We start from the raw sequence: 21,673 nt of genomic DNA on the forward strand, positions 1-21,673 counted from the left end.
GAACACTGCCCGGCTTCACCAGCGGCGCTGGCTGTCCGGATCTGCACCGTGGGCCCCGTACAGGCGGCCACGACGCGGCAGGAGTCGCAAGGAACGAGTCTAGGTGTGTGCGTGCGCGAGGGTCAAAACGGCCCGGGTTAGCGTCCCGGCCGGTCACGGAATAGGTTGGGGGGACACAATTTCCGAGGTGCACTCACCCTATCTTCTGTGACAGGAGCCGACGTGACCGACGCAGCGGCCGTGGCTGCGAACGACGCAGCAACCCTGACCATCCGTGACAACCGCACGGGTTCCGAGTACGACGTGCCGATCACCGACGGCACCATCAAGGCCGCCGACCTGGGCAAGATCCGCACCGCCGAGGACGAGCCCGGCCTGGCGGTCTACGACCCCGGCTTCGTCAACACCGCCTCCTGCCGCAGCTCGGTGACCTACATCGACGGCGAGCAGGGCATCCTGGAGTACCGCGGGTACCCCATCGAGCAGCTCGCCGAGAAGTCCTCGTTCCTCGAGGTCGCCTACCTCCTGATCAAGGGCCAGCTGCCCACCAAGGCGGAGTACGACGCGTGGGTGCACGAGATCACCTACCACACGTTCGTGCACGAGAACGTCAAGGGCTTCATGCACGGCTTCCGCTACGACGCGCACCCGATGGGCATGCTGATGGCCTCGGTGGGCGCGCTGTCGACGTTCTACCCCGACGCCCGCAACATCAACGACGCGGACAACCGCCACATGCAGATCGTGCGGATGATCGCCAAGATGCCGACCCTCGGCGCCTGGTCGTTCCGCCACGCGCAGGGCAAGCCGTTCGTCTACCCGGACAACGACCTCGGCTACACCGCGAACTTCCTGTCGATGCTGTTCAAGATGAGCGAGCAGAAGTTCGAGGCCGACGAGCGCCTGGTCCGGGCCCTCGACGTACTGTTCATCCTGCACGCCGACCACGAGCAGAACTGCTCGACGAACGCCGTACGCTCGGTCGGCTCCTCCCAGGTCGACCCGTACTCCGCGGTGGCGGCCGGCGTGGCCGCGCTCTACGGCCCGCTGCACGGCGGCGCCAACGAGGCCGTGCTCCGGATGCTCAAGCGCATCGGCAAGAAGGAGAACATCCCCGACTTCATGCAGGGCGTGAAGGACGGAAACGAGCGGCTGATGGGCTTCGGCCACCGGGTCTACAAGAACTACGACCCGCGGGCGAAGATCATCAAGAAGGCCTGTGACGACGTCTTCGAGGTGACCGGCGTCAACCCGCTGCTCGAGATCGCGCAGGAGCTGGAGAAGATCGCGCTGGAGGACGAGTACTTCGTCAAGCGCAAGCTCTACCCCAACGTGGACTTCTACTCCGGCCTCATCTACGAGGCCTTCCAGTTCCCGCCGGAGATGTTCACGGTCCTGTTCGCGATCGGCCGCACCCCGGGCTGGCTGGCCCAGTGGCTCGAGCTGGTCCAGGACAAGGAGCAGAAGATCGCCCGCCCCAAGCAGATCTACACCGGCGACCGCACGCTCGACTTCGTGCCCGCCTCCGAGCGCTGGGGCTGACCAGACCGCTCCGCAGAACGCCGCGCCGGACGTATCTGGCGCGGCGTTCTGCGTCTCCTCACCCGCATGACGAACGCACACCCCCTGGCAGCCTGGCTGGCCCTGAGGAACAGCCCGGACCGTACGACGACCCGGCAGCGACGCGGCACCAACCGCGGCGCGGCGAAAGGCAGCCCGCGCGTTCCGGCGCCCCGCCGTACCGTCGAGTGAACCGCCCCGCCTGAGCCCTACTGCCGCTCGAGGCGGCGCACCGACGGCACCGTGGCGGCCAGCAGCGAGCTGCCGCCCATGATCGCGGCCAACACCAGCAGCCAGGTCGTGGTGCCGGTGAGTGCGACCACCGGGCCGACCAGCACCAGCCCGAGCGGCCGGGCCACGAACGAGCCCACGATGTCGAACGCGTAGACCCGGGCCAGCTTGTCCTCGGCGACGTTCTGCTGGATCGACAGGTCCCAGTTGACGCTGAAGATCTCGAGTCCGAAGCCGTGCAGGAACGCGCCGAGCAGCAGCACCGGCAGCTGGTCCGAGAGCGCCATCGCGAGCGGGAAGCACGCGGTCAGCGCCAGGAACACGGTGCCGACTGCCAGGCCGTACCGGGGGCGCCAGCGCAGCGTGACCAGGCCGCCCACCATGAAGCCGCCCATGAGCAGGGCGAGCGCCCAGCCCCAGGCCGCGGTGCCCCACTCGTCGCCGACGACGATCGGGCCGAGCACGCCCTGCACGCCGCCGTAGAACAGGTGGTAGAGCAGCGCCTGCCCGATCAGCAACCAGAGCCAGGTGTGCCGGAGGACCTCACGGGCACCGGCACCGAGGTCGCCGAGCAGGCTCTGCCGATCACCGGTGGCGACCACCGACGGCACCCGGATCAGCGCGAAGCAGCAGGCCGCCACCACGAAGCTCAGCGCGTCGATCGCGATCGCCCAGCCGGCGCCGAACGCCGCGACCAGCATGCCGGCGACGGCGTACCCGATGACGCCGGCGGTGTTCTGGGACAGCCGGCGGATCGCGACCGCGGACCCGAGCAGCTCGGCCGGCACGGTCTGCCGGGTCATCGCCTGGGAGGACGGGCCGCTCAGCGCCTGCAGGCAGCCGTTGACGAGGCCGATGAGGCCGAGCAGCGTGACCGACGCCCAGCCGCCGATCAGGGCCAGCGCGATCACGCCCTGGGTGACTGCGGCGCCAGCGGCCGCGCCCTGCATGAGCACCTGGCGCGGCAGTCGGTCACCGAGCACGCCGCCGAACAGCAGCGTGACCACCTCGGCCAGCGCGAACGCCGCAACGACCATCCCGAGCTGCGAGGCCGAGCCGCCGAGCTCGAGCACCCCGAAGGCCAGCGCGACGGGGGTGATCGCGTTGCCGAGCGAGCTGACCGTGGTGCCCGTGACCAGGAACCGGTACGGCGCGTGGCGCAGCGGGCCGCCGGACCGGGGCGGGTGCGGCGTGACCGGCAGGTCGAGCGGGGTCTCCGTGGTCATGCCGTGAAATTACTTCGCTAACGAATTATTCGTCAATGAAATACCGCCCCGGTACCCTGAGGGCATGCCCGAGGAGGACTGGGTCGACCGGCATGTCGCCCGCTGGCGCGACCACTGGATCGACGTCCACTTCGACGACGAGGTGGAGGGCGTGGTGACGCGGATCGGCGCGATCGCGCGCTACCTGCGGCAGAAGAAGAAGGAGGCGCTCGTCGACACCGGCCTCCAGGACTTCGAGTACGACACCCTGCACATGCTGATGATCCGCGACACCCCCGGGCACGCGAGCCCGACCGACCTGGCCCGCGACCTCGGCGTCTCCCCCGCGGGGATGACCGGACGGCTGGACGGGCTCGAGAAGGCCGGCTGGATCCAGCGCCGGCCCTCCGCCGAGGACCGGCGCCGGGTCGGCATCGAGGTCACCAAGGCCGGCGCCGCGATCTGGCGCAGTGCGATGGCCCGCCGCGGCGATACCGAGAACGCCCTGGTCGGAGCGCTCACGGCTGCGGAGCAGAAGCAGCTCAACCGGCTGCTGAAGAAGATGACCCTGACCCTCGAGCCCGAGGCCGACGACTGAGCCGTCCCGGGACACGGACGGGCCGCCCCCGTCACCGGGAGCGGCCCGTCGTACGCCGTGACGCGGGGTGCGTCAGGGAACGGCGCGGAAGTTGATCCAGGCGTCGTTCATGCGCTGCGCCTGACCCTTCGTGAACAGGTACATGCAGGAGTCCTGCGTGTAGTCCATGAAGTTGTGGATCGGGTCGAGGCCCGGCGCGGTGCAGGTGTCGGCTCCCTCGGGGCAGTCGAACTGCGGGATGGCCTCCTTCGGGGTGTCCTTGACGAAGTCGTTCGACGCCGAGCAGCCGGCCTGGAACGTGTGGTGCAGGGCCAGCCAGTGTCCGACCTCGTGGGTGAGCGTGTCGCCGAGGGAGTACTTGCCGGCACTGCCGCCCGGCATGGACTCGTCGAGCATCACGACGCCGTCGATGTAGTCACGGCCACTGTTGTAGCCCTGCGGGAAGTACGCCCAGCCGAGCAGTCCGTCGCCGATGTTGCCGGCGTAGACGTTGAGGGTCTCGCTGTTGCCGGTGTAGAGAGCACGCTTCATGCTGCGCTCTTCCCTGCTCTGCAGGCCCACCGTGTACCAGGCGTCGTTCTTGACGAACTCGATCGACTGGAGGTCGAAGCGGAACGGCGTGTCCGCACCCTCGCCCTCGTGGCCGGCCGGCTCCGCGGCGCCGGAGAACGCGTCGTTGAGCACCTGTATCTGCGCGTCGACCATGGAGGTCCAGTCGGCGTTCGACCGCGAGCTCGGCTCGGAGGCGGACTGGATCATGTGGAAGGCCACCGGGATGTGCACCGAGCCGTTCGGCATGCGGGGCTGGGCCTTGATCCGACCATAGGCCGCCGCATTCGGGTCCTGCGCGGGCTCCTTGCCCTTCTTGTTGCGGACGCGGGCGACGGACGAACCGTCCTCGCACTTCTGGACGGCGGGGCTGGCGTGGGTTCCGGACGCCACGCTGTTCGCGGTGGCGACGGCGACGGGCGCCGCGCCGCCCGCCAGCAGGGCTGCGGTCGCTCCGGCGACCAGGGTGCTGCGGATCTTCAGACTGCGCATCGCAAAGGGTTTCCTCTCCCGGGCAAGGCAATGACGCGAGGAACGTAACGCCCGACCCGGTTCCACCGAAAGACCTGCAGACCCGAGAGTTTCCCTTTAGAATGTGCAACTTTCCATTCTGGGGTGGTCGCTCATCGGGACCGCTGCACCCGGCCCTCGTCCCACACGGGTCCGTCCGACTCGTAGACCGAGCCGTCCGCGCCGTACACCAGGAACCGGTCGAAACCGCGCGCGAACCAGCGGTCGTGGGTCACCGCGAGCACCGTCCCCTCGAACGCCTCCAGCCCGTCCTCGAGCGCCTCCGCGGACTGCACGTCGAGGTTGTCGGTCGGCTCGTCGAGCAGCAGCAGCGTGGCACCCGAGAGCTCGAGCAGGAGGATCTGGAACCGCGCCTGCTGACCGCCGGAGAGCGACTCGAAGCGCTGCTCGGCGGCGTGCGCGAGCTCGTAGCGGTCCAGCGCCCGCGACGCCTCCTCGCGCGGCATCCCGGACCGGTGCTCGTCGCCCCGGTGCAGGATCTCCAGCAGGGTGCGGCCGACCAGCTCGGGGTGCTCGTGGGTCTGCACGAACCACCCCGGCCGCACCCGTGCGCCGAGCCGCGCGGTGCCGAGGTGACGCACCGGCTCGATCACGACGTCGCCGACCGGCTCGTGCTCCTTGTCCGGGCGGGTGCCGCCGGCGGCGAGCAGCCGCAGGAAGTGCGACTTGCCCGACCCGTTGGACCCCAGCACCGCGACCCGCTCGCCGTACCAGACCTCGAGGTCGAACGGCTGCATCAGCCCGGTCAGCTCCAGGCCCTCGCAGATCACCGCGCGCTTGCCGGTCCGCCCGCCCGTCAGCCGCATCCGCACCTGCTGCTCACGTGGCTGCTCGGTCGGCGGCCCGGCCTCCTCGAACTTCCGGAGCCGGGTCTGCGCGGCCTGGTAGCGACTGGCCATGTCGGAGTTGTAGGCCGCCTTCTGCTTGTACATCAGCATCTGGGCGCGCAGCTTGGCGTGCTCCTCGTCCCAGCGCTTGCGCAGCTCCTCGAAGCGGGCGAAGCGGTCGCGCCTGGCCTCGTGGTACGACGAGAACCCGCCCGGGTGCGTCCACACCTTGTTGCCGGCGCTGCCGAGCTCGACCGTCACCACCCGGGTGGCGGTGTTGTCGAGCAGCTCCCGGTCGTGGCTGATGTAGAGGATGGTCTTCTCGGATCCGTTGATCCGCTCCTCCAGCCAGATCTTGCCCGGTACGTCGAGGAAGTTGTCCGGCTCGTCGAGCAGCAGCACCTCGTCCGGCCCGCGCAGGAGGTACTCCAGCACCAGCCGCTTCTGCTCGCCGCCCGAGAGGGTGCGCAGCTCGCGGTACTTCGCGCGGTCGTAGGGCACGCCCAGCCCGGCCATGGTGCACACGTCCCAGACGACCTCGATGTCGTAGCCGCCGGCGTCGGCGAACTCGGCCAGCGCGGCGGCGTACCGCATCTGGGTCTTCTCGTCCTCGGCCTCCATCAGGGCGCGTTCCCAGGCGTCCACGTCGTGCGCCGCGGCGCGGACCCGGGGCGGCGCGACCGACAGCAGCAGGTCGGCCAGCGTCGGGTCGTCGCCGAGCCCCGCGCCGACCATCTGCCGCATCACGCCCAGCCCGCCGCTGCGGGTGACGGTGCCGGCCTGGGGGGCGAGGTCACCGGTGATGATCCGCAGCAGGGTGGTCTTTCCGGCGCCGTTGGCGCCGACCAGGGCGACCTTGGCGCCCTCGCCGACGCGGAACGACACGTCGTCCAGCAGCACCCGCCCGTCCGGCAGCTGGAACCTGACCCCGGCGACATCCACGTGACCCACGTCCGAAATGGTCCCGGACCGGCCCCGATCCCGCCACCGGATATGGTCCGTCACCTCCCCCTCCCACCCGAAAATGACGAGGTCGGAAGGGGTCGCTCCCGTAGAATCCGCCCATGGCAAGCGGTCCGGGGGAAGTTGTTCGGCCTGCCGTCCCCATCCAGGTCCCACCCAGCACACGCACCCGTTCCCGGGTGACGGCGTTGCTGGTGTACGCCGGCGTGCTCGCGCTCTGGGTCCGGGCGTTCGGCGTGCCCAGCGACACCGTGCAGATCTTCCTGTGGCTGTGGCTGGCCACCATCGCGTGGAACGTCGAGGCGCCCTGGCGGCACCACCTCGGCTTCCTCCGCGACTGGTGGGTGCCGGTCGCGGCCTTGGTCGTCTACTTCTACAGCCGCGGTCTCGCGGACGAGTTCGGGCTCACCCCGCACTTCCAGATGCCGATCACGGTCGACACCTGGATCGGCGCCGGCGAGCTGCCGTCGGAGCGGCTCCAGGCCGCGCTGTGCGGTGCTCCCTGCGACCCTGCCAGCGACCCACGGTGGTACGACGTGCTCTTCACGTCGGTCTACACGACGCACTTCGTGGTCGGCCTGACCCTCGCGATGGTGCTGTGGCTGCGCAACCGCGGCGAGTGGATGAAGTGGATGCGCCGCTACGTCGGCATCAACATCGCCGCGCTGGTGGTCTACATCCTCTACCCCATGGCCCCGCCGTGGATGGCCTCGGAGGAGGGCTACCTCACCAGCGAGGTCGAGCGGATCACCCACCGCGGCTGGGCCGACACCGGCCTCGACCGCTTCCACCTCATCCTCACCGGTGTCGGCAACCCGGTGGCCGCGATGCCCTCGCTGCACGCCGGCATCTCGTTCCTGGTGGCGCTCTACGCCATCCAGCGGCTCCGGTCCGCCTGGCGCTGGGTCCTGATCGCCTACCCGCTGACCATGTCGCTCGCGCTGGTCTACGACGGCGAGCACTACGTCATCGACATCCTCGCCGGGGCGGCGCTGGCGATCGCGGTGATGGCCGCCTGCTCGTTCTGGGAGCGCAGCCGGGGCACCTAGGGTGCGTCGGGCCTGCGGGTCTCCAGGACCCGGAAACCCTTGGCGCTGGCCAGCCGCTCGGTCGGCCAGCCCTCGGCGTCCAGCCAGCGCTGGAGCGAGTCGGCGCCGAGGTTCTTGCCGACCACCATCACCGCGCGCCCCTTCGGGGTGAGGCGTGGCAGCCAGCGCAGCAGCAGGTCGTGCAGGGCGTCCTTGCCGATCCGGATCGGCGGGTTCGACCAGATCTCGTCGTACGTCGCGTCGGCGGGCACGTCTTCCGGCAGGTGCGCGGTGAAGCGGTCGGCGACGCCGAGCGCGGCCGCGTTCTCCCGCGCCAGCAGCACCGCCCGCTCGTTGACGTCGACGCCGGTGACCACGGCGCCGGGCACGGCCCGCGCGATGGCCAGGCCGATCATCCCGTAGCCGCAGCCGAGGTCGAGGATCCGCCCGGCCGCCGGCGGATCGGTCTCGCGGAACAGCACGGCGGTGCCGATGTCGAGCCGCCCCTGCGCGAAGACGCCGGAGCCGCTGGTCAGCGTGAGGTCGTGGCCCCACACGGTGGCCTCGACCGGGGTCCGCCTGAAGGCGACGGACGGGTCGGCGGAGAAGTAGTGGTCATCCATCGGCGGGCTCCTCCCCGGGCACCCGCAGCCGCCGCGTGGCGTCGGCGCGGGCGGCGAGCTCGGCGTCGGCGGGGTAGCCGACCTCCTCGAGGGTCAGCCCGTGCGGCGGTACGACGGTCACGGACGGGTCGCGGACCGCGGCGGCCAGCACCTCGGCCGCCCAGGTCGGCGGGCGCCGCCCCTCCCCGATGGTGAGCAGGCAGCCCATCAGCGAGCGGACCATGTTGTGGCAGAACGCGTCCGCACGCACCGTCGCCACCGCGAGGTCGCCCTCGCGCTCCCAGTGCAGGTCCAGCAGAGCCCGCACGGTCGTGGCCCCCTCCCGCTTCTTGCAGAAGGACGCGAAGTCGTGCTCGCCCACCAGCGAGGCGGCCCCTGCGTTCATCGCGTCGAGGTCCAGGGGTCGCGGCCAGGCCAGCACGTGGTTGCGCACCAACGGGTCGACCACGCCGTCGGCGACCCGGTAGGCGTAGCGCCGCCAGGTCGCGGAGAACCGGGCGTCGAACCCGGCCGGCGCCTCGGCCACGCGCCGTACCCGGATGTCGGGGGGCAGCACCCCGTTCAGGCGCCGGTGCAGCGCCGCCAGCGGCGGGTCCTCGGACCGACCGGCGCTGGCGGTGACCGCGTCGTCGGCGACGTCGACGTGCACCACCTGCCCGCGCGCGTGCACGCCGGTGTCCGTGCGCCCGGCGCAGGTCACCGCGGCCTCCGGCACCCGGAGCACCGTCGCCAGCGCCGCCTCGACCTCACCCTGCACGGTCCGCAGCGCCGGCTGCCGAGCCCACCCCTTGAAGTCGGTGCCGTCGTAGGCGAGGTCGATCCGGATCCGCACGGTCGGCCATCCTGCCATCCCCCTCCCCGAGGTGCCCCCTATTGATGGCCGAGGTGCCCCGAATTGCGCCGAGCGGCCACCTCTTGCGGTGCGAACGGCCAGCGCTTGCGCATCCGGGCAGCTCGGCCGTCAAGTCCGGGCACCTCGGCCATCAAGTCGGGGCACCTCGGCCATCAAGTCCGGGCACCTCGGCGCACGACCTGGCCGCTCGGCGTGCCCGTCGTGGCCGGTGGAGTCAGCCCAGCTCGGCCCGGGTCGGCGGGTCGGCGCCCGGGCGCGAGACCGTGATGGCAGCGGCGCGCACCGCGGCGGAGACCACCTCGTGCCAGCCGGCGTCGTCGAGCGCGGCCAGCGCGTCACGACGAACGGCGCCGAGCAGGCCGAGGGAGCTGAGGGCGTCGAGCAGGGCGGCCCCGAAGGTGTCGCCGGCGCCGATCGTGTCGGCGACCTTGACCCGGCTCGCGGGCACGTCGACCCGACCGCCTCGCCGGAGCACGGTGGCGCCCGACCGGCCACGGGTGACCACGACGGCCGTCGGTCCGAGCTCGAGCAGCCGGAGCGCGGTGTCCTCCCACGCTGCCTCGGGCGAGAGCGCCTCGAGGTCCTCGTCGGAGGCCTTGACCACGTCAGCGGTGGCGACCAGCTTCTCGATCCGGGCCACCACGTCGGGCCCGGTCCCGGTGATCGACGGCCGCAGGTTCAGGTCGTAGCTCACGGTCGCGACGCCGCGGAAGCGCTGCACCTCGCCGAGCACGTCGACCGCCCCCGGCTCCAGCACCGCGCCGATGGAGCAGGCGTGCACGACCGCCGGGACCACGTCCGGGGGCAGGTCGACGGGGTTGAGCCGCCACTGCAGGTCGAAGGTGTACGTCGCCGCGCCGCCGGCGTCGAGCGTGGCCACCGCGGACGAGGTGCGCGTGACGGCGCCCGGGTCGTTGGCCCGCTGCACGTCGTTGCGGCTCAGGTGCTCGGCCAGCAGCACGCCGTACTCGTCGGCCGCGTAGCTGGTGGCCAGCCACGTCGGCCGTCCGAGCCGGGCCAGCGCGACGGCGACGTTGGCGGCACTGCCGCCGGGGTACTCGACCTGGTTGCCGTCACCGCGGACGACGTCGACCAGGGCCTCGCCGATGACCAGGGCTGCGCCGGAGAACATGGCGCCATCATCGCGCACGGACGCGACGAGGGCCCGCACCCTGAGACGGGTGCGGGCCCTCGCCGGTGGACCGGGGCGGTCTGCCTCAGTCCTTCGTGTCCTCGGTCTCCTCGGCGGCCGGGGCCTCCTCGGACGACTCGGCGGCCTCGTCGGCAGCCTCGTCGGTGGCCTCGGTCTCGGTCGCCTCGGCCTCGACGGCCACGGTCTCCTCGGCCGGGGTCTCCGCGGCGGTCACCTCGGTCTCCTCGACGGTCTCCTCGGCCGGGGCCTCGGTCTTCTTCGGGGCGGCCTTGGCGGTCGACTTCTTCGTCGACGGTGCCTTCGGGGAGTAGGCCTCGGTCACCAGCTCGATGACCGCCATCGGGGCGTTGTCGCCCTTGCGCGGACCGATCTTGGTGATCCGGGTGTAGCCACCGGGACGCTCCGCGAAGGTCGGAGCGATCTCGGTGAACAGGGTGTGCACGACGGACTTGTCGCGGATGGTCTTGAGGACCTCGCGACGGTTGTGCAGGTCACCCTTCTTCGCCTTGGTGATCAGCTTCTCCGCGACCGGACGCAGCACGCGCGCCTTGGCCTCGGTGGTGGTGATCCGGCCGTGCTCGAATAGCGCGGTGGCGAGGTTCGAGACGATCAGGCGCTGGTGGGCCGGGCTGCCGCCGAGGCGGGCACCCTTCTTGGGGGTAGGCATTCTTCTTCTCGATTCTCCCCGGCCGTGTCAGGTACCGGAGTAGATGTTGGTCAGTTCACGCGAGCTGAGCGTGGAGATGGTGCGCTCAGTACTGCTCGTCCTCGACGAAGGCGTCGTCGTCGTCGTCGCCGTACGCCGCCAGGGCGGACGCCGGGTCGAAGCCGGGCGCGCTGTCCTTGAGGGACAGACCCATCTCCTGCAGCTTGCCCTTGACCTCGTCGATCGACTTGGAGCCGAAGTTCCGGATGTCGAGCAGGTCCTGCTCCGAGCGGCTGATGAGCTCACCCACGGTGTGGATGCCCTCGCGCTTGAGGCAGTTGTAGGAGCGGACGGTGAGCTGCAGGTCCTCGACCGGGAGGGCGAGGTCCGCGGCCAGCTGCTCGTCGACCGGCGACGGGCCGATGTCGATGCCCTCGGCCTCGACGTTCAGCTCGCGGGCCAGGCCGAACAGCTCGACCAGGGTCTTGCCCGCCGAGGCGATCGCGTCGCGGGGACGGATCGACGGCTTGGTCTCGACGTCGATGACCAGCTTGTCGAAGTCCGTGCGCTGCTCGACACGGGTGGCCTCGACCTTGTAGGTCACCTTGAGGACCGGGCTGTAGATCGAGTCGACCGGCATGCGGCCGATCTCGGTGTCGCCGCCCTTGTTCTGCACCGCGGACACGTAGCCACGGCCACGCTCCACGACCAGCTCCATCTCGAGCTTGCCCTTGTCGGACAGGGTCGCGATCTTCAGGTCGGGGTTGTGCACCTCCACACCGGCCGGCGGCGCGATGTCCGCGGCGGTGACCTCACCGGCGCCCTGCTTGCGCAGGTACATGGTCACGGGCTCGTCGTGCTCCGAGGAGACGACGAGGCCCTTGAGGTTCAGGATCACCTCGGTCACGTCCTCCTTGACGCCCTCGATGGTCGAGAACTCGTGGAGCACGTTGTCGATCTTGATGCTCGTGACGGACGCACCCGGGATGGAGCTGAGGAGCGTACGACGGAGCGAGTTGCCGAGCGTGTAGCCGAACCCCGGCTCGAGCGGCTCGATGACGAACCGGGAGCGGAAATCGTCGACGACTTCTTCCGACAGGGTCGGTCGCTGTGCGATAAGCACTGATTCTTTCCTTTCCGGGCCCACCCACTATTTGACGGGCCCGAACTAACGTGATCGATGAGGGAGGCGTTACTTCTTCGAGTAGTACTCGACGATCAGCTGCTCCTGGACCGGGACGTCGATCTGGGCCCGGACCGGAACCTGGTGCACGAGGATCCGCATGCGGTTCGGCAGCGCCTCGAGCCACGCCGGCACGACCCGCTCACCGTGGGTCTCGCGGGCGACGATGAACGGCGTCATCTCCAGGCTCTTCTCACGGACGTCGATCACGTCGTGCTGGGAGACCTGGAAGGACGGGATGTCGACCTTCTTGCCGTTGACCTTGAAGTGACCGTGCACGACCAGCTGGCGGGCGTGACGGCGGGTGCGCGCGAAGCCGGCGCGGTAGACCACGTTGTCGAGACGGCACTCGAGCAGCTGCAGCAGGTTGTCACCGGTCTTGCCGGGACGGCGGGAGGCCTCCACGTAGTAGTTGTGGAACTGCTTCTCGAGGATGCCGTACGAGATGCGGGCCTTCTGCTTCTCGCGCAGCTGGAGGAGGTACTCGCTCTCCTTGATGCGGCCACGGCCGTGCTGGCCGGGCGGGTAGGGGCGACGCTCGAAAGCCTGGTCGCCACCCACGAGGTCGACACCGAGACGGCGCGACTTCTTGGTCATGGGGCCGGTGTAACGGGCCATGGTTCAGATGCTCCTAAGTCTTCTGGGTGTCGGGGTCAGACGCGGCGACGCTTGGGCGGGCGGCATCCGTTGTGGGGCGTGGGGGTGACGTCCTGGATGGTGCCGACCTCGAGGCCGATCGCACCCAGCGAGCGGATCGCCGTCTCGCGGCCCGAGCCCGGGCCCTTCACGAAGACGTCGATCTTCTTCATCCCGTGCTCCATCGCCCGACGGCCAGCGGCCTCGGCAGCCATCTGCGCGGCGAACGGCGTGGACTTGCGCGAGCCCTTGAAGCCGACAGTGCCGGCCGAGGCCCACGAGATCACCGCACCGGTGGGGTCGGTGATCGTGACGATGGTGTTGTTGAACGTGCTCTTGATGTGGGCTTCGCCCTGAGCGATGTTCTTCTTCTCCTTGCGGCGGACCTTGGTCCCGCGGCTCTTGGGAGGCATTCAGTTACTCCTGGAAAGTGTGCTGGAAGCTGAGTTCGAGGAAGAGGCGGATCGGCGCGTCAGCGCTCGATCACTTGGCCTTCTTCTTGCCGGCGACAGTCCGCTTCGGACCCTTGCGGGTGCGAGCGTTGGTCTTGGTGCGCTGACCGCGGACCGGAAGGCCCATGCGGTGGCGGCGACCCTGGTAGCTGCCGATCTCGATCTTGCGACGGATGTCGGCCTGGACCTCACGACGGAGGTCACCCTCGATCTTGAAGTTGGCTTCGATCTCGTCACGGAGCTTGACCAGCTCCTCGTCGCCCAGCTGGTGGACCCGCATGTTGGGGTCGACCCCGGTCGTGGCCAGGAGCTGCTGGGCGCGGGTACGGCCGATGCCGTAGATGTAGGTGAGTGCGACCTCGATGCGCTTGTCGCGCGGGAGGTCCACACCAACGAGGCGTGCCATTGTCTGGCGGTTTCCCTTCGATGCTCCAGAGGTGTCGTTCGTGCCGCGTCCCGCCGTTCTGGCGGGCCCCGGCCTCTGGTCCGGGGGCGACGGCCGACCTGTCAGGACAGGTGCGGCCGAGCGGTCACGTTCTGGTGTTCAGTTGTTCTCGCGGTCGTGCGTGAGCCGGTGGGCTCAGCCCTGACGCTGCTTGTGGCGCGGGTTCTCGCAGATGACCATGACGCGGCCGTGGCGACGGATGACCTTGCACTTGTCGCACATCGGCTTGACGCTCGGGTTGACCTTCACGAGGAGGGCCCTTTCTTGGGTGTCGGCTGCTGCTTACTTGTACCGGTAGACGATCCGACCCCGGGTGAGGTCGTACGGCGAGAGCTCGACCACCACACGGTCCTCGGGGAGGATCCGGATGTAGTGCTGACGCATCTTGCCGCTGATGTGGGCGAGGACCTTGTGTCCGTTGGTGAGCTCCACCCGAAACATCGCGTTCGGGAGGGCCTCCACCACGGTGCCCTCGATCTCGATCACGCCTTCTTTCTTCGGCATGTCCTCCGCAATCCGATCGTTGGTGTTCTACCGTCGACCCGGGAACCTCCCGGCGGGTGCCGGGTGGACCTCGTGAAGCCGTGCCGTGAGCCTCTTCCCGGGCGCGCACCCACACGCTCGAACGAGCGATCGGATGATGGTCCGGGCAGCCGCGAGGCACCACGAAACAGACCCACGTTGGGCCGAACCGCAAGTCTAGTCCGAAATGGACCGGAATCCCTAATCAGCCAGGAGCCGGCGCAGCGTGGCCGACGTCCTCCTGCCGCCGGGCTCGTCACCCGTGCGGATCCGCCAGGCCAGGTCCTCCACCATGCGCCGCCGGGCCACCCAGCGGGTCCGGTCGGCCAGTCCCGCCTCCCGGGGCCGGAGGTACCCGTCCAGGACCCGGTCCAGCACTGCCGGCCCGAAGTCGGTGAGCACCGTGGCCAGGTCGAGCGCCGGGTCGCCGAGCACCGCGTCGCCCCAGTCGATGAGCCCGGTGACGCGGCCACTCGCCGGGTCGACCATCACGTGGTCGTCCCGGACGTCGTTGTGACAGAACACGAGGTCCTGTGCCGGTGGCGGTGGGGCGGCCCCCAGGAACTCCTCGACCGGCGCCCGCAGGTCGGGGGCGACGTCGCCGGCCACCGCGGCGTACTCCTCCCCCACCTGCGCCAGCCACACCTCGGCCGAGTCCGGATCGGGGCGGACCACCCCGGCCGCCAGGACCGGGTCCACGGCGTGCAGGGCGGTCAGGAACCTCGCCAGGTCGTCGGCCAGCGCCGAGGTGTCCAGGCGCCCGGACTCGACCGCCGCCACCCCCGGGACCCGGGTGGTCAGCAACGCACCGGCCTCGGGATCCGCGGCGACCACCCGCGGGGGCGCCAGGGTGGAGTGACGGCCGGCGAACGCGAGCAGCGCGACGTCCCGCTCGACGGTCGCGCGCTTGACCGTGGGGTCGGGGTCCTTCACGACCCGAAGGACGAGGTCGTCACCGACCGCCCACACGAGGTTGTCCCAGCCCTCGCCCAGCGGCCGCACCGGGCCGGAACGGCCGGGCGCAAGCGTGGCGAGGACGTCGTCAGGCGCGGGCACGCGCCCCAGCATGCACGGCCCCGGCCAGCAGGGACAGCGAGTTCTCGCGCGACCGCGACCGCCGGACCGGCTCCTCGTCGTACGCGCCGGCCACGGGGTGCACCATCACCTCGTCGACGCGGTACGTCGCGGCGAGGCGCGCGACCTCGGCGGCGGCCGTCTCCGGGTCGCCGATCACCCAGCGGCGGCGCATCGCGTCGAGCAGGCCCTGATGCTCGGGCGGCAGGCTGACCGCCTCGGCCTCCTCCACGAGGAGCTGGGGTCGCAGCGGCCCTCCGGTGCGCAGCGCCACCATCGCGTGCAGCTGCGGGAGCGCGAGCCGCTCCGCCTCCCCGGCGGTCTCCGCGACGGCGGCGTTCACGGTGAGGAAGGTGCGCGGCTCGGCCAGCTCGGGTGAGGGCCGGAACTGGTCGCGGTAGAGCGCGAGCGCCTCCGCGGTGCCCTGCCCGGAGAAGTGGTGGGCGAAGACGTAGGGCAGGCCCTTCGCGGCGGCCAGCCGGGCGGAGTAGTCGGAGGACCCGAGCAGCCAGACCGGGGGGCGGGAGGTGGCCCGCGGCGTGGCCCGGAGCTCGTGCACGCGGCCGCCGACGTCGAGTCCGACCCCGGCGGTGTCCATCATGGCCACGATGTTGTCGACGTACTCCGGGAACCGGTTCACCGCGTCGTCGTCCACCCCGCCGGCGCCGTGCCGCAGCGCGTACCTCGTCACCGGGTCCGTCCCCGGCGCCCGGCCCAGGCCCAGGTCGATCCGGCCGGGATGCGCCGCCTCGAGCAGCGCGAACTGCTCGGCGACCACCAGCGGCGCGTGGTTGGGCAGCATCACGCCGCCGGAGCCGACCCGGATCCGTTCGGTGGCGCCGGCCACGAGAGCGACCAGCACCGGCGGGTTCGTGGCCGCGACCGCCGGCATGTTGTGGTGCTCGGCCAGCCAGTAGCGCCGGTAGCCGAGCCGGTCCGCGGTGCGCGCCAGCGCCAGCGTCGCGGCGATCGCGTCACCGCTGGTCTGGTCGCCGCGCACCGGCACCAGGTCGAGCACGGAGAGGGCGGGGAACGTGCGGTCGTCGGCGGCTTCGTCGGCGGGGTGGCTCACGTGACGTGACAACGCACGCCATCCTCCCCTCATTCCGCCGAACCGTCCGAATGGCGGGCCCAGCCGTGCGCCATCGCGTCAGCGGCGCGGCGTCGCGCTGCGCCGGACGGCGCAGCACGCGAACCCCAGCACGAGCAGCGGGCCACCGGCACCAGGGCCCCGCAGAGCACCAGCTGCACCACGACCAGACCCACCAGCGCCGGCATGGTCTGCTCCGAGGAGGTGACCCGCGCGGAGATCGCGAGCCCGAGGACCGCCATCGTGAACGCGACCAGCCCGATCGCACCCGCGGTCTCGAGGTCGCCGAGACCGAACAGGCCGCCGCCGTCGGCACCGGGCAGCCGGACCAGGCCAGGAACGTCACCAGCATCCCCTGGAGGAAGCAGGCGGTGCCGAGGACCTCGCCGGGAGCTGCCCGGGGACCGGACCGTGAGCCTGTCAGCGGCCGCCGAACGGGACGTCGAGCTCCTTGAGCTTCGCCTCGCCCCCGTCGAGGGCGGTCAGCACCCACGGACCGTCGGGGGTGAGCGTGAAGGTGTGCTCGAAGTGCGCGGCCCAGCTGCCGTCGGCAGTCGAGATCGTCCAGTCGTCCTCGAGCAGGTGGACGTGGCGGTCGCCGAGGGTGACCATCGGCTCGACCGCGAGCGCGAGACCTCGGACCAGCTTGGGGCCGCGGCCGGGGCGGCCGTAGTTGGGGACGTTCGGCGGCTGGTGCATCGCGGTGCCGATGCCGTGGCCGGTGAACTCCTCGAGGATGCCGTAGTCGCCCTGCGAGCGGACGTACTGCTCCACCGCGTGCGAGATGTCGGAGACCCGGCCGCCGAGCCGCGCGGCCGCGAAGCCGCGCCACATCGACTCCTCGGTGACCCGCATCAGCTCCAGCACCTCCGGCCGGACCGCGCCGACCGCGACGGTGATCGCCGCGTCGCCGTGCCAGCCGTCGACGATGGCACCGCAGTCGATGGAGATCACGTCGCCGTCGACCAGCGCGCGGTCTCCCGGGATGCCGTGGACGACCTCGTCGTTCACCGACGCACAGATCGTGCCGGGGAACGGCGGGTGGCCGTAGCCGAGGAACGACGGCACACCGCCCCCGGAACGGATGTTGTCCTCCGCGATCCGGTCGAGCTCACCGGTCGTGATGCCCGGCCGCACCGACGAGCGGAGCAGCTCCAAGGTATCGCCGACCAGCCGGCCGGCCACCCGCATGAGCTCGATCTGCTCCGGCGTCTTGATCTCGATGCCGCGGTCGCGGAAGGACACCTGCGGCTCCGGTCAGCTCTCTGGGATGACGTCGAGCGCGGCGAAGATCCGCTGGGTGACCTCGTCGACCTCGCCCATGCCGTCGATCTCGACCAGGATCCCGCGGTCGCGGTAGACGTCGATCAGCGGCTCGGTCTGCTCGACGTACACCTCCTGACGGCGCCGGATGACGTCCTCGGTGTCGTCGGCGCGACCCTCGACCTGGGCACGCTGGAGCAGCCGCTGGACGATCTCGTCCTGGTCGACGGTCAGCACCACCACGGCGTCGAGCGCGTGGCCGGTGAACTTGATCATCCCGTCGAGCTCCTCGACCTGCGCGAGCGTGCGCGGGTAGCCGTCGAGCAGGAAGCCGGGCTCCGCGTCGGGCTCGTCGATCCGGTTGCGGACCATGAGGTTGGTGACCTTGTCCGGGACGTACTCGCCGGCGACCATGTAGCGCTTGGCCTCCACGCCGAGCGGGGTGCCGGCGGAGACGTTGGCGCGGAAGATGTCGCCGGTGGAGATCGCGGGGATCCCGAAGTGCTCGGCGATGTACTTCGCCTGGGTTCCCTTCCCCGCACCCGGCGGGCCCATGATGATCAGTCGCATTAGCGCAGGAATCCTTCGTAGTTGCGCTGCTGGAGCTGGCTCTCGATCTGCTTCACCGTGTCCAGCGCGACGCCCACCATGATCAGGATGGACGTGCCACCGAACGGGAAGTTCTGGTTGGCGTTGATCACCGCGAAGGCGATCAGCGGGATCAGCGAGATCAGGCCGAGGTACAGCGCACCCGGCAGCGTGATGCGGGACAGGACGTAGGACAGGTAGTCCTCGGTCGGCTTGCCCGCCCGGATCCCGGGGATGAAGCCGCCGTACTTCTTCATGTTGTCCGCAACCTCGGTGGGGTTGAACGTGATCGACACGTAGAAGTAGGTGAAGAAGATGATGAGGGCGAAGTACACCGCCATGTAGAGCGGGTGGCTGCCGCCGACGAGGTACTCGTTGAGCCAGGTGACCCAGCCCGGCTGCGGGTTGCGGTTCTGGTTGAACTGGACCGCCATCGCCGGGAGGTAGAGCAGCGACGAGGCGAAGATGACCGGGATGATGCCGGCCTGGTTCACCTTGAGCGGGATGTACGTCGAGCTGCCGCCGAACATCTTGCGCCCGACCATGCGGCGGGCGTACTGCACGGGGATCCGGCGCTGCGCCTGCTCGATGAAGATGACCGCGGCGACGATGACCAGACCGATCGCCATCACGATCGCGAAGGTCCACCAGCCGCGGGCCCGCTGGACGGCCCAGAGCGAGGACGGGAAGGTCGCGACGACCTGGGTGAAGATCAGGATCGACATGCCGTTGCCGATGCCGCGCTCGGTGATCAGCTCGCCGAGCCACATGATCACCGCGGTGCCGGCGGTCATGGTGACGACCATGACCAGGAAGGTGCTGACGCCGTCGCTGTGCAGCAGGTCCTTCTGGCACCCCTGGAGCAGCTGCCCTGAGCGAGCCAGCGCCACGATGCCGGTGGCCTGGAGCAGCGCCAGCGCGAGCGTGAGGTAGCGGGTGTACTGCGTGATCTTGGTCTGCCCGGCCTGGCCCTCCTTCTTGAGGGCCTCGAGGCGCGGGATCACGACCACGAGCAGCTGCAGGATGATGCTCGCCGTGATGTACGGCATGATGCCGAGCGCGAAGATCGAGAGCTGGAGCAGCGCCCCGCCCGAGAACAGGTTGATCAGCGAGTAGACGCTGTTGTCCTGGACGTCGTTGATGCACGACTGCACGTTGGCGGTGTTGACGCCGGGCGTCGGGATCTGCGACCCGAGCCGGAAGATCACGATGATCAACAGGACGAACAGAAGCTTGCGACGCAGGTCCGGGGTCCGGAAAGCGTTGGCGAACGCGCCTAGCACGTGATCCTCTTTCTCACAGCGGGTTCTTCGCCGGCCACGGGGGCCCGGGCGAAGGCTCGGGGAAGCCTAACAGGGGGTCGTTGCGACGGCGTTGCCGAGAGCCCCCGGGGACGCCGCGAGGGGCGCCGGAGTGATCCGGGCCCCTCGCTTGGTCCCTGGCGTGTCGATCGGGAACCCCGATCAGAGCACCGTCACGGTGCCGCCGGCGGCCTCGATCTTCTCCTTGGCGGAGGCCGAGAACGCGTGCGCGGTGACCTGGACGGCGACCGTGATCTCACCTTGGCCGAGCACCTTGACGGGCTGGCCGTCGCGGACGGCGCCCTTGGCCACGAGCTCGTCGACACCGACGGTGCCGCCCTCGGGGAAGAGCTCGTTCACGCGGTCCAGGTTCACGACCTGGAACTCGACCTTGAACGGGTTCTTGAAGCCCTTGAGCTTCGGCAGCCGCATGTGGATCGGCATCTGGCCACCCTCGAAGGAGGCCGGGACCTGGTAGCGGGCCTTGGTGCCCTTGGTACCGCGGCCGGCGGTCTTGCCCTTCGAGGCCTCACCGCGACCCACGCGGGTCTTGGCGGTCTTCGCCCCGGGAGCCGGACGCAGGTGGTGCAGCTTGAGCGTCATGTCAGTCGACCTCCTCGACCGTCACCAGGTGACGGACGGTGTGGACCATGCCGCGGATCTCCGGGCGGTCCTCCTTGACGACCACGTCGCCAATCCGCTTGAGACCGAGCGTGCGCAGGGTCTCGCGCTGGTTGGCCTTGCAGCCGATCGTGCTCTTCTTCTGCTCGACCTTGAGGCGGGCCATCACTGAGCCACCTCCGCGCGCGCCTTGAGCAGCGCGGCCGGGGCGACGTCCTCGACGGGCAGGCCACGGCGCGAGGCGACCGTCTCCGGCTCCTCGAGCATCCGCAGCGCCTCGACGGTCGCGTGCACGATGTTGATCTGGTTCGACGAACCGAGCGACTTGCTCAGGACGTCGTGGATGCCGGCGCACTCGAGCACCGCACGCACCGGGCCACCCGCGATCACACCGGTACCGGGGGCGGCGGGGCGCAGCAGGACGACGCCCGCGGCCTTCTCGCCCTGGACCGGGTGCGGGATGGTGCCCTGGATGCGCGGGACCTTGAAGAAGTGCTTCTTGGCCTCCTCGACACCCTTGGCGATCGCCGCGGGGACTTCCTTCGCCTTGCCGTAGCCGACACCGACGAGACCCTCGCCGTCACCCACGACCACGAGGGCAGTGAAGCTGAAGCGACGACCACCCTTCACGACCTTGGCGACTCGGTTGATCGCGACGACGCGCTCGATGTAGGCGGTCTTGTCGGCAGCCTGGCCGCCGCGACGGTCGTCGCGGTTGCCACGACGGTCGCCACCGGCGCGCTGTCCGCGCTGGGCTCCGCTCATCAGACTTTCCTCTTCTCTCTGTTCTTCGCGATCAGAACGTCAGGCCGCCCTCGCGGGCGCCGTCTGCAAGGGCCGCGATGCGGCCGTGGTACTTGTTGCCGGCGCGGTCGAAGACCACGCCCTCGACACCGGCGGCCTTCGCGCGCTCGGCGACCAGCTCGCCGACCCTCTTGGCCTTGGCGGTCTTGTCACCGTCGAAGGACCGCAGGTCCGACTCCATGGTGGAGGCCGACGCGAGGGTCTTGCCGACCAGGTCGTCGACGACCTGGACACCGATGTGCTTGCTCGACTTGGTCACGACCAGGCGAGGACGCTCGGCGGTGCCGGCGATCTTCTTGCGGCCGCGCATCTGGCGACGCAGGCGCGACGCAGTGCGACCGGCGGTGTGCTTGTGCTGCTTGAGCGAGATCGCCATGGTCACTTACCAGCCTTTCCGACCTTGCGGCGGATGTGCTCACCCGCGTACCGAACGCCCTTGCCCTTGTAGGGCTCCGGCTTGCGCAGCTTGCGGATGTTCGCGGCCACCTCGCCGACGAGCTGCTTGTCGATCCCGACGACGCCGACCTTGGTCGGGCCCTCGGTGGTGAACGTGATGCCCTCGGGGGCGTTGAACGTGATCGGGTGGGAGTACCCGAGCTGGAACTCCAGCTGGGTCGGGCCCTTCGGCAGCACGCGGTAACCCACGCCGACGATCTCGAGCCTCTTCTCGTAGCCCTCGGTCACACCGGTCACCATGTTGGCGATCAGCGTGCGGGTCAGGCCGTGCAGCGAGCGGCTCTCGCGCTCGTCGTCCGGGCGCTTGACCTCGAGCGCGCCGTCCTCGCCCTTCTCGACGGTGATCGGGGCGGCAACGGTGTGCGACAGGGTGCCCTTGGGGCCCTTCACGGTCACCAGGCGGTCGTCGAGGTTCACCTCGACACCCGACGGGACCGGGATGGGGAGCTTGCCAATGCGCGACATGCTTCG

28 protein-coding genes are annotated in these 21,673 nt (G+C 70.1%); 4 read left to right on the plus strand and 24 right to left on the minus strand.

Annotated elements, in window-relative coordinates:
* Positions 1-222: 222 nt before the first annotated feature.
* Both EKO23_RS14605 and EKO23_RS25325 read left to right on the plus strand, forming a co-directional pair.
* Entirely contained in the window at positions 223-1,542 is a 1,320-nt protein-coding gene (locus tag EKO23_RS14605) for a citrate synthase (protein ID WP_246051099.1), read from the plus strand.
* Positions 1,543-1,608: 66 nt separating this feature from the next.
* Positions 1,609-1,752: a hypothetical protein gene (locus EKO23_RS25325; protein ID WP_167880487.1), complete on the plus strand. Its 144-nt coding sequence runs from the start codon at positions 1,609-1,611 to the stop codon at positions 1,750-1,752.
* A gap of 17 nt (positions 1,753-1,769) precedes the next feature.
* On the opposite strand, the gene EKO23_RS14610 is transcribed toward EKO23_RS25325, so the two are convergent.
* The gene (locus EKO23_RS14610; RefSeq protein ID WP_134718545.1) at positions 1,770-3,017 is read right to left on the minus strand and encodes an MFS transporter; all 1,248 of its coding nucleotides are present in this window, start codon (positions 3,015-3,017) and stop codon (positions 1,770-1,772) included.
* Between the two features lie 64 nt (positions 3,018-3,081).
* On the opposite strand from EKO23_RS14610, the gene EKO23_RS14615 reads away from it, so the two are divergent.
* Positions 3,082-3,594, plus strand: a complete 513-nt coding sequence (locus EKO23_RS14615; RefSeq protein WP_134718547.1) for a MarR family winged helix-turn-helix transcriptional regulator — start codon at positions 3,082-3,084, stop codon at positions 3,592-3,594.
* A 72-nt stretch (positions 3,595-3,666) separates the two neighbouring features.
* On the opposite strand, the gene EKO23_RS14620 is transcribed toward EKO23_RS14615, so the two are convergent.
* Positions 3,667-4,635: a zinc metalloprotease gene (locus EKO23_RS14620; protein ID WP_134718549.1), complete on the minus strand. Its 969-nt coding sequence runs from the start codon at positions 4,633-4,635 to the stop codon at positions 3,667-3,669.
* A 131-nt stretch (positions 4,636-4,766) separates the two neighbouring features.
* Positions 4,767-6,452: an ABC-F family ATP-binding cassette domain-containing protein gene (locus EKO23_RS14625; RefSeq protein WP_134718551.1), complete on the minus strand. Its 1,686-nt coding sequence runs from the start codon at positions 6,450-6,452 to the stop codon at positions 4,767-4,769.
* 191 nt (positions 6,453-6,643) lie between these two features.
* Here EKO23_RS14625 and EKO23_RS14630 point away from each other — a divergent pair, with 191 nt between their 5' ends.
* Entirely contained in the window at positions 6,644-7,513 is an 870-nt protein-coding gene (locus EKO23_RS14630) for a phosphatase PAP2 family protein (RefSeq protein ID WP_167880488.1), read from the plus strand.
* On the opposite strand, the gene EKO23_RS14635 is transcribed toward EKO23_RS14630, so the two are convergent.
* The 21 genes from EKO23_RS14635 to rplF all read right to left on the minus strand — a co-directional run bounded on the left by EKO23_RS14635 (position 7,510) and on the right by rplF (position 21,667).
* Positions 7,510-8,115 carry a class I SAM-dependent methyltransferase gene (locus tag EKO23_RS14635; RefSeq protein ID WP_134718555.1) on the minus strand — a complete coding sequence of 202 codons (606 nt, stop codon included), beginning with the start codon at positions 8,113-8,115 and terminating at the stop codon, positions 7,510-7,512. The two genes, EKO23_RS14630 and EKO23_RS14635, sit on opposite strands and share 4 nt — an antisense overlap.
* Entirely contained in the window at positions 8,108-8,947 is an 840-nt protein-coding gene (gene truA, locus EKO23_RS14640) for a tRNA pseudouridine(38-40) synthase TruA (protein ID WP_217702636.1), read from the minus strand. Before truA ends, EKO23_RS14635 begins: the two co-directional genes overlap by 8 nt.
* A gap of 235 nt (positions 8,948-9,182) precedes the next feature.
* On the minus strand, positions 9,183-10,100 hold the full coding sequence (locus EKO23_RS14645) for a PfkB family carbohydrate kinase (protein WP_134718559.1): 918 nt from the start codon (positions 10,098-10,100) through the stop codon (positions 9,183-9,185).
* A gap of 85 nt (positions 10,101-10,185) precedes the next feature.
* Positions 10,186-10,788 carry a 50S ribosomal protein L17 gene (gene rplQ / locus EKO23_RS14650; RefSeq protein WP_134718561.1) on the minus strand — a complete coding sequence of 201 codons (603 nt, stop codon included), beginning with the start codon at positions 10,786-10,788 and terminating at the stop codon, positions 10,186-10,188.
* Positions 10,789-10,873: 85 nt separating this feature from the next.
* Positions 10,874-11,890 (minus strand): DNA-directed RNA polymerase subunit alpha, encoded by a 1,017-nt coding sequence (locus tag EKO23_RS14655; RefSeq protein WP_134718563.1) that lies wholly within the window; start codon positions 11,888-11,890, stop codon positions 10,874-10,876.
* Positions 11,891-11,959: 69 nt separating this feature from the next.
* Positions 11,960-12,568, minus strand: coding sequence for a 30S ribosomal protein S4 (rpsD, locus tag EKO23_RS14660; protein ID WP_134718565.1), 609 nt, complete (start codon positions 12,566-12,568; stop codon positions 11,960-11,962).
* 35 nt (positions 12,569-12,603) lie between these two features.
* On the minus strand, positions 12,604-12,999 hold the full coding sequence (gene rpsK / locus EKO23_RS14665) for a 30S ribosomal protein S11 (RefSeq protein ID WP_134718567.1): 396 nt from the start codon (positions 12,997-12,999) through the stop codon (positions 12,604-12,606).
* Between the two features lie 70 nt (positions 13,000-13,069).
* Positions 13,070-13,444, minus strand: coding sequence for a 30S ribosomal protein S13 (gene rpsM / locus EKO23_RS14670; RefSeq protein WP_134718569.1), 375 nt, complete (start codon positions 13,442-13,444; stop codon positions 13,070-13,072).
* A gap of 174 nt (positions 13,445-13,618) precedes the next feature.
* Entirely contained in the window at positions 13,619-13,732 is a 114-nt protein-coding gene (gene rpmJ, locus EKO23_RS14675) for a 50S ribosomal protein L36 (protein ID WP_056707964.1), read from the minus strand.
* 33 nt (positions 13,733-13,765) lie between these two features.
* Complete coding sequence (gene infA, locus EKO23_RS14680) at positions 13,766-13,987, minus strand: translation initiation factor IF-1 (RefSeq protein ID WP_036490070.1); 222 nt, start codon at positions 13,985-13,987, stop codon at positions 13,766-13,768.
* A gap of 219 nt (positions 13,988-14,206) precedes the next feature.
* Positions 14,207-15,061, minus strand: a complete 855-nt coding sequence (locus EKO23_RS14685) for a phosphotransferase family protein (RefSeq protein ID WP_167880489.1) — start codon at positions 15,059-15,061, stop codon at positions 14,207-14,209.
* Positions 15,048-16,151 carry an LLM class flavin-dependent oxidoreductase gene (locus tag EKO23_RS14690; protein WP_246051100.1) on the minus strand — a complete coding sequence of 368 codons (1,104 nt, stop codon included), beginning with the start codon at positions 16,149-16,151 and terminating at the stop codon, positions 15,048-15,050. Before EKO23_RS14690 ends, EKO23_RS14685 begins: the two co-directional genes overlap by 14 nt.
* Positions 16,152-16,180: 29 nt before the next feature.
* Positions 16,181-16,411: a hypothetical protein gene (locus EKO23_RS14695; protein ID WP_134718575.1), complete on the minus strand. Its 231-nt coding sequence runs from the start codon at positions 16,409-16,411 to the stop codon at positions 16,181-16,183.
* Positions 16,412-16,589: 178 nt separating this feature from the next.
* Positions 16,590-17,414 carry a type I methionyl aminopeptidase gene (gene map / locus EKO23_RS14700; protein ID WP_134718577.1) on the minus strand — a complete coding sequence of 275 codons (825 nt, stop codon included), beginning with the start codon at positions 17,412-17,414 and terminating at the stop codon, positions 16,590-16,592.
* Between the two features lie 12 nt (positions 17,415-17,426).
* Positions 17,427-18,002, minus strand: coding sequence for an adenylate kinase (locus tag EKO23_RS14705; RefSeq protein WP_134718579.1), 576 nt, complete (start codon positions 18,000-18,002; stop codon positions 17,427-17,429).
* Complete coding sequence (gene secY / locus EKO23_RS14710; protein WP_134718581.1) at positions 18,002-19,303, minus strand: preprotein translocase subunit SecY; 1,302 nt, start codon at positions 19,301-19,303, stop codon at positions 18,002-18,004. Before secY ends, EKO23_RS14705 begins: the two co-directional genes overlap by 1 nt.
* A gap of 180 nt (positions 19,304-19,483) precedes the next feature.
* Positions 19,484-19,924, minus strand: a complete 441-nt coding sequence (gene rplO / locus EKO23_RS14715; RefSeq protein WP_134718583.1) for a 50S ribosomal protein L15 — start codon at positions 19,922-19,924, stop codon at positions 19,484-19,486.
* 1 nt (position 19,925) lies between these two features.
* Positions 19,926-20,108 (minus strand): 50S ribosomal protein L30, encoded by a 183-nt coding sequence (gene rpmD / locus EKO23_RS14720; protein WP_134718585.1) that lies wholly within the window; start codon positions 20,106-20,108, stop codon positions 19,926-19,928.
* Positions 20,108-20,707 carry a 30S ribosomal protein S5 gene (gene rpsE / locus EKO23_RS14725; RefSeq protein WP_134718587.1) on the minus strand — a complete coding sequence of 200 codons (600 nt, stop codon included), beginning with the start codon at positions 20,705-20,707 and terminating at the stop codon, positions 20,108-20,110. The genes rpmD and rpsE overlap by 1 nt, the downstream gene beginning before the upstream one ends.
* 31 nt (positions 20,708-20,738) lie before the next feature.
* Positions 20,739-21,122, minus strand: coding sequence for a 50S ribosomal protein L18 (gene rplR, locus EKO23_RS14730; protein ID WP_134718684.1), 384 nt, complete (start codon positions 21,120-21,122; stop codon positions 20,739-20,741).
* A 2-nt stretch (positions 21,123-21,124) separates the two neighbouring features.
* Entirely contained in the window at positions 21,125-21,667 is a 543-nt protein-coding gene (gene rplF / locus EKO23_RS14735) for a 50S ribosomal protein L6 (RefSeq protein WP_134718589.1), read from the minus strand.
* Positions 21,668-21,673: the final 6 nt, after the last annotated feature.

This window comes from Nocardioides guangzhouensis, from assembly GCF_004519545.1.
GTDB classification, from domain to species: domain Bacteria; phylum Actinomycetota; class Actinomycetes; order Propionibacteriales; family Nocardioidaceae; genus Nocardioides; species Nocardioides guangzhouensis.

What these genes read in the sequence shown, in the direction of transcription:
- EKO23_RS25325 (WP_167880487.1), top strand. Translation starts at nt 1,609, where the DNA reads ATGACGAACGCACACCCCCTGGCAGCCTGGCTGGCCCTGAGGAACAGC.
- EKO23_RS14610 (WP_134718545.1), bottom strand. Translation starts at nt 3,017, where the DNA reads ATGACCACGGAGACCCCGCTCGACCTGCCGGTCACGCCGCACCCGCCC.
- EKO23_RS14615 (WP_134718547.1), top strand. Translation starts at nt 3,082, where the DNA reads ATGCCCGAGGAGGACTGGGTCGACCGGCATGTCGCCCGCTGGCGCGAC.
- EKO23_RS14620 (WP_134718549.1), bottom strand. Translation starts at nt 4,635, where the DNA reads ATGCGCAGTCTGAAGATCCGCAGCACCCTGGTCGCCGGAGCGACCGCA.
- EKO23_RS14635 (WP_134718555.1), bottom strand. Translation starts at nt 8,115, where the DNA reads ATGGATGACCACTACTTCTCCGCCGACCCGTCCGTCGCCTTCAGGCGG.
- EKO23_RS14645 (WP_134718559.1), bottom strand. Translation starts at nt 10,100, where the DNA reads ATGTTCTCCGGCGCAGCCCTGGTCATCGGCGAGGCCCTGGTCGACGTC.
- rplQ (WP_134718561.1), bottom strand. Translation starts at nt 10,788, where the DNA reads ATGCCTACCCCCAAGAAGGGTGCCCGCCTCGGCGGCAGCCCGGCCCAC.
- rpsD (WP_134718565.1), bottom strand. Translation starts at nt 12,568, where the DNA reads ATGGCCCGTTACACCGGCCCCATGACCAAGAAGTCGCGCCGTCTCGGT.
- rpsK (WP_134718567.1), bottom strand. Translation starts at nt 12,999, where the DNA reads ATGCCTCCCAAGAGCCGCGGGACCAAGGTCCGCCGCAAGGAGAAGAAG.
- rpsM (WP_134718569.1), bottom strand. Translation starts at nt 13,444, where the DNA reads ATGGCACGCCTCGTTGGTGTGGACCTCCCGCGCGACAAGCGCATCGAG.
- infA (WP_036490070.1), bottom strand. Translation starts at nt 13,987, where the DNA reads ATGCCGAAGAAAGAAGGCGTGATCGAGATCGAGGGCACCGTGGTGGAG.
- EKO23_RS14695 (WP_134718575.1), bottom strand. Translation starts at nt 16,411, where the DNA reads ATGGCGGTCCTCGGGCTCGCGATCTCCGCGCGGGTCACCTCCTCGGAG.
- EKO23_RS14705 (WP_134718579.1), bottom strand. Translation starts at nt 18,002, where the DNA reads ATGCGACTGATCATCATGGGCCCGCCGGGTGCGGGGAAGGGAACCCAG.
- rplO (WP_134718583.1), bottom strand. Translation starts at nt 19,924, where the DNA reads ATGACGCTCAAGCTGCACCACCTGCGTCCGGCTCCCGGGGCGAAGACC.
- rpmD (WP_134718585.1), bottom strand. Translation starts at nt 20,108, where the DNA reads ATGGCCCGCCTCAAGGTCGAGCAGAAGAAGAGCACGATCGGCTGCAAG.
- rpsE (WP_134718587.1), bottom strand. Translation starts at nt 20,707, where the DNA reads ATGAGCGGAGCCCAGCGCGGACAGCGCGCCGGTGGCGACCGTCGTGGC.
- rplR (WP_134718684.1), bottom strand. Translation starts at nt 21,122, where the DNA reads ATGGCGATCTCGCTCAAGCAGCACAAGCACACCGCCGGTCGCACTGCG.
- rplF (WP_134718589.1), bottom strand. Translation starts at nt 21,667, where the DNA reads ATGTCGCGCATTGGCAAGCTCCCCATCCCGGTCCCGTCGGGTGTCGAG.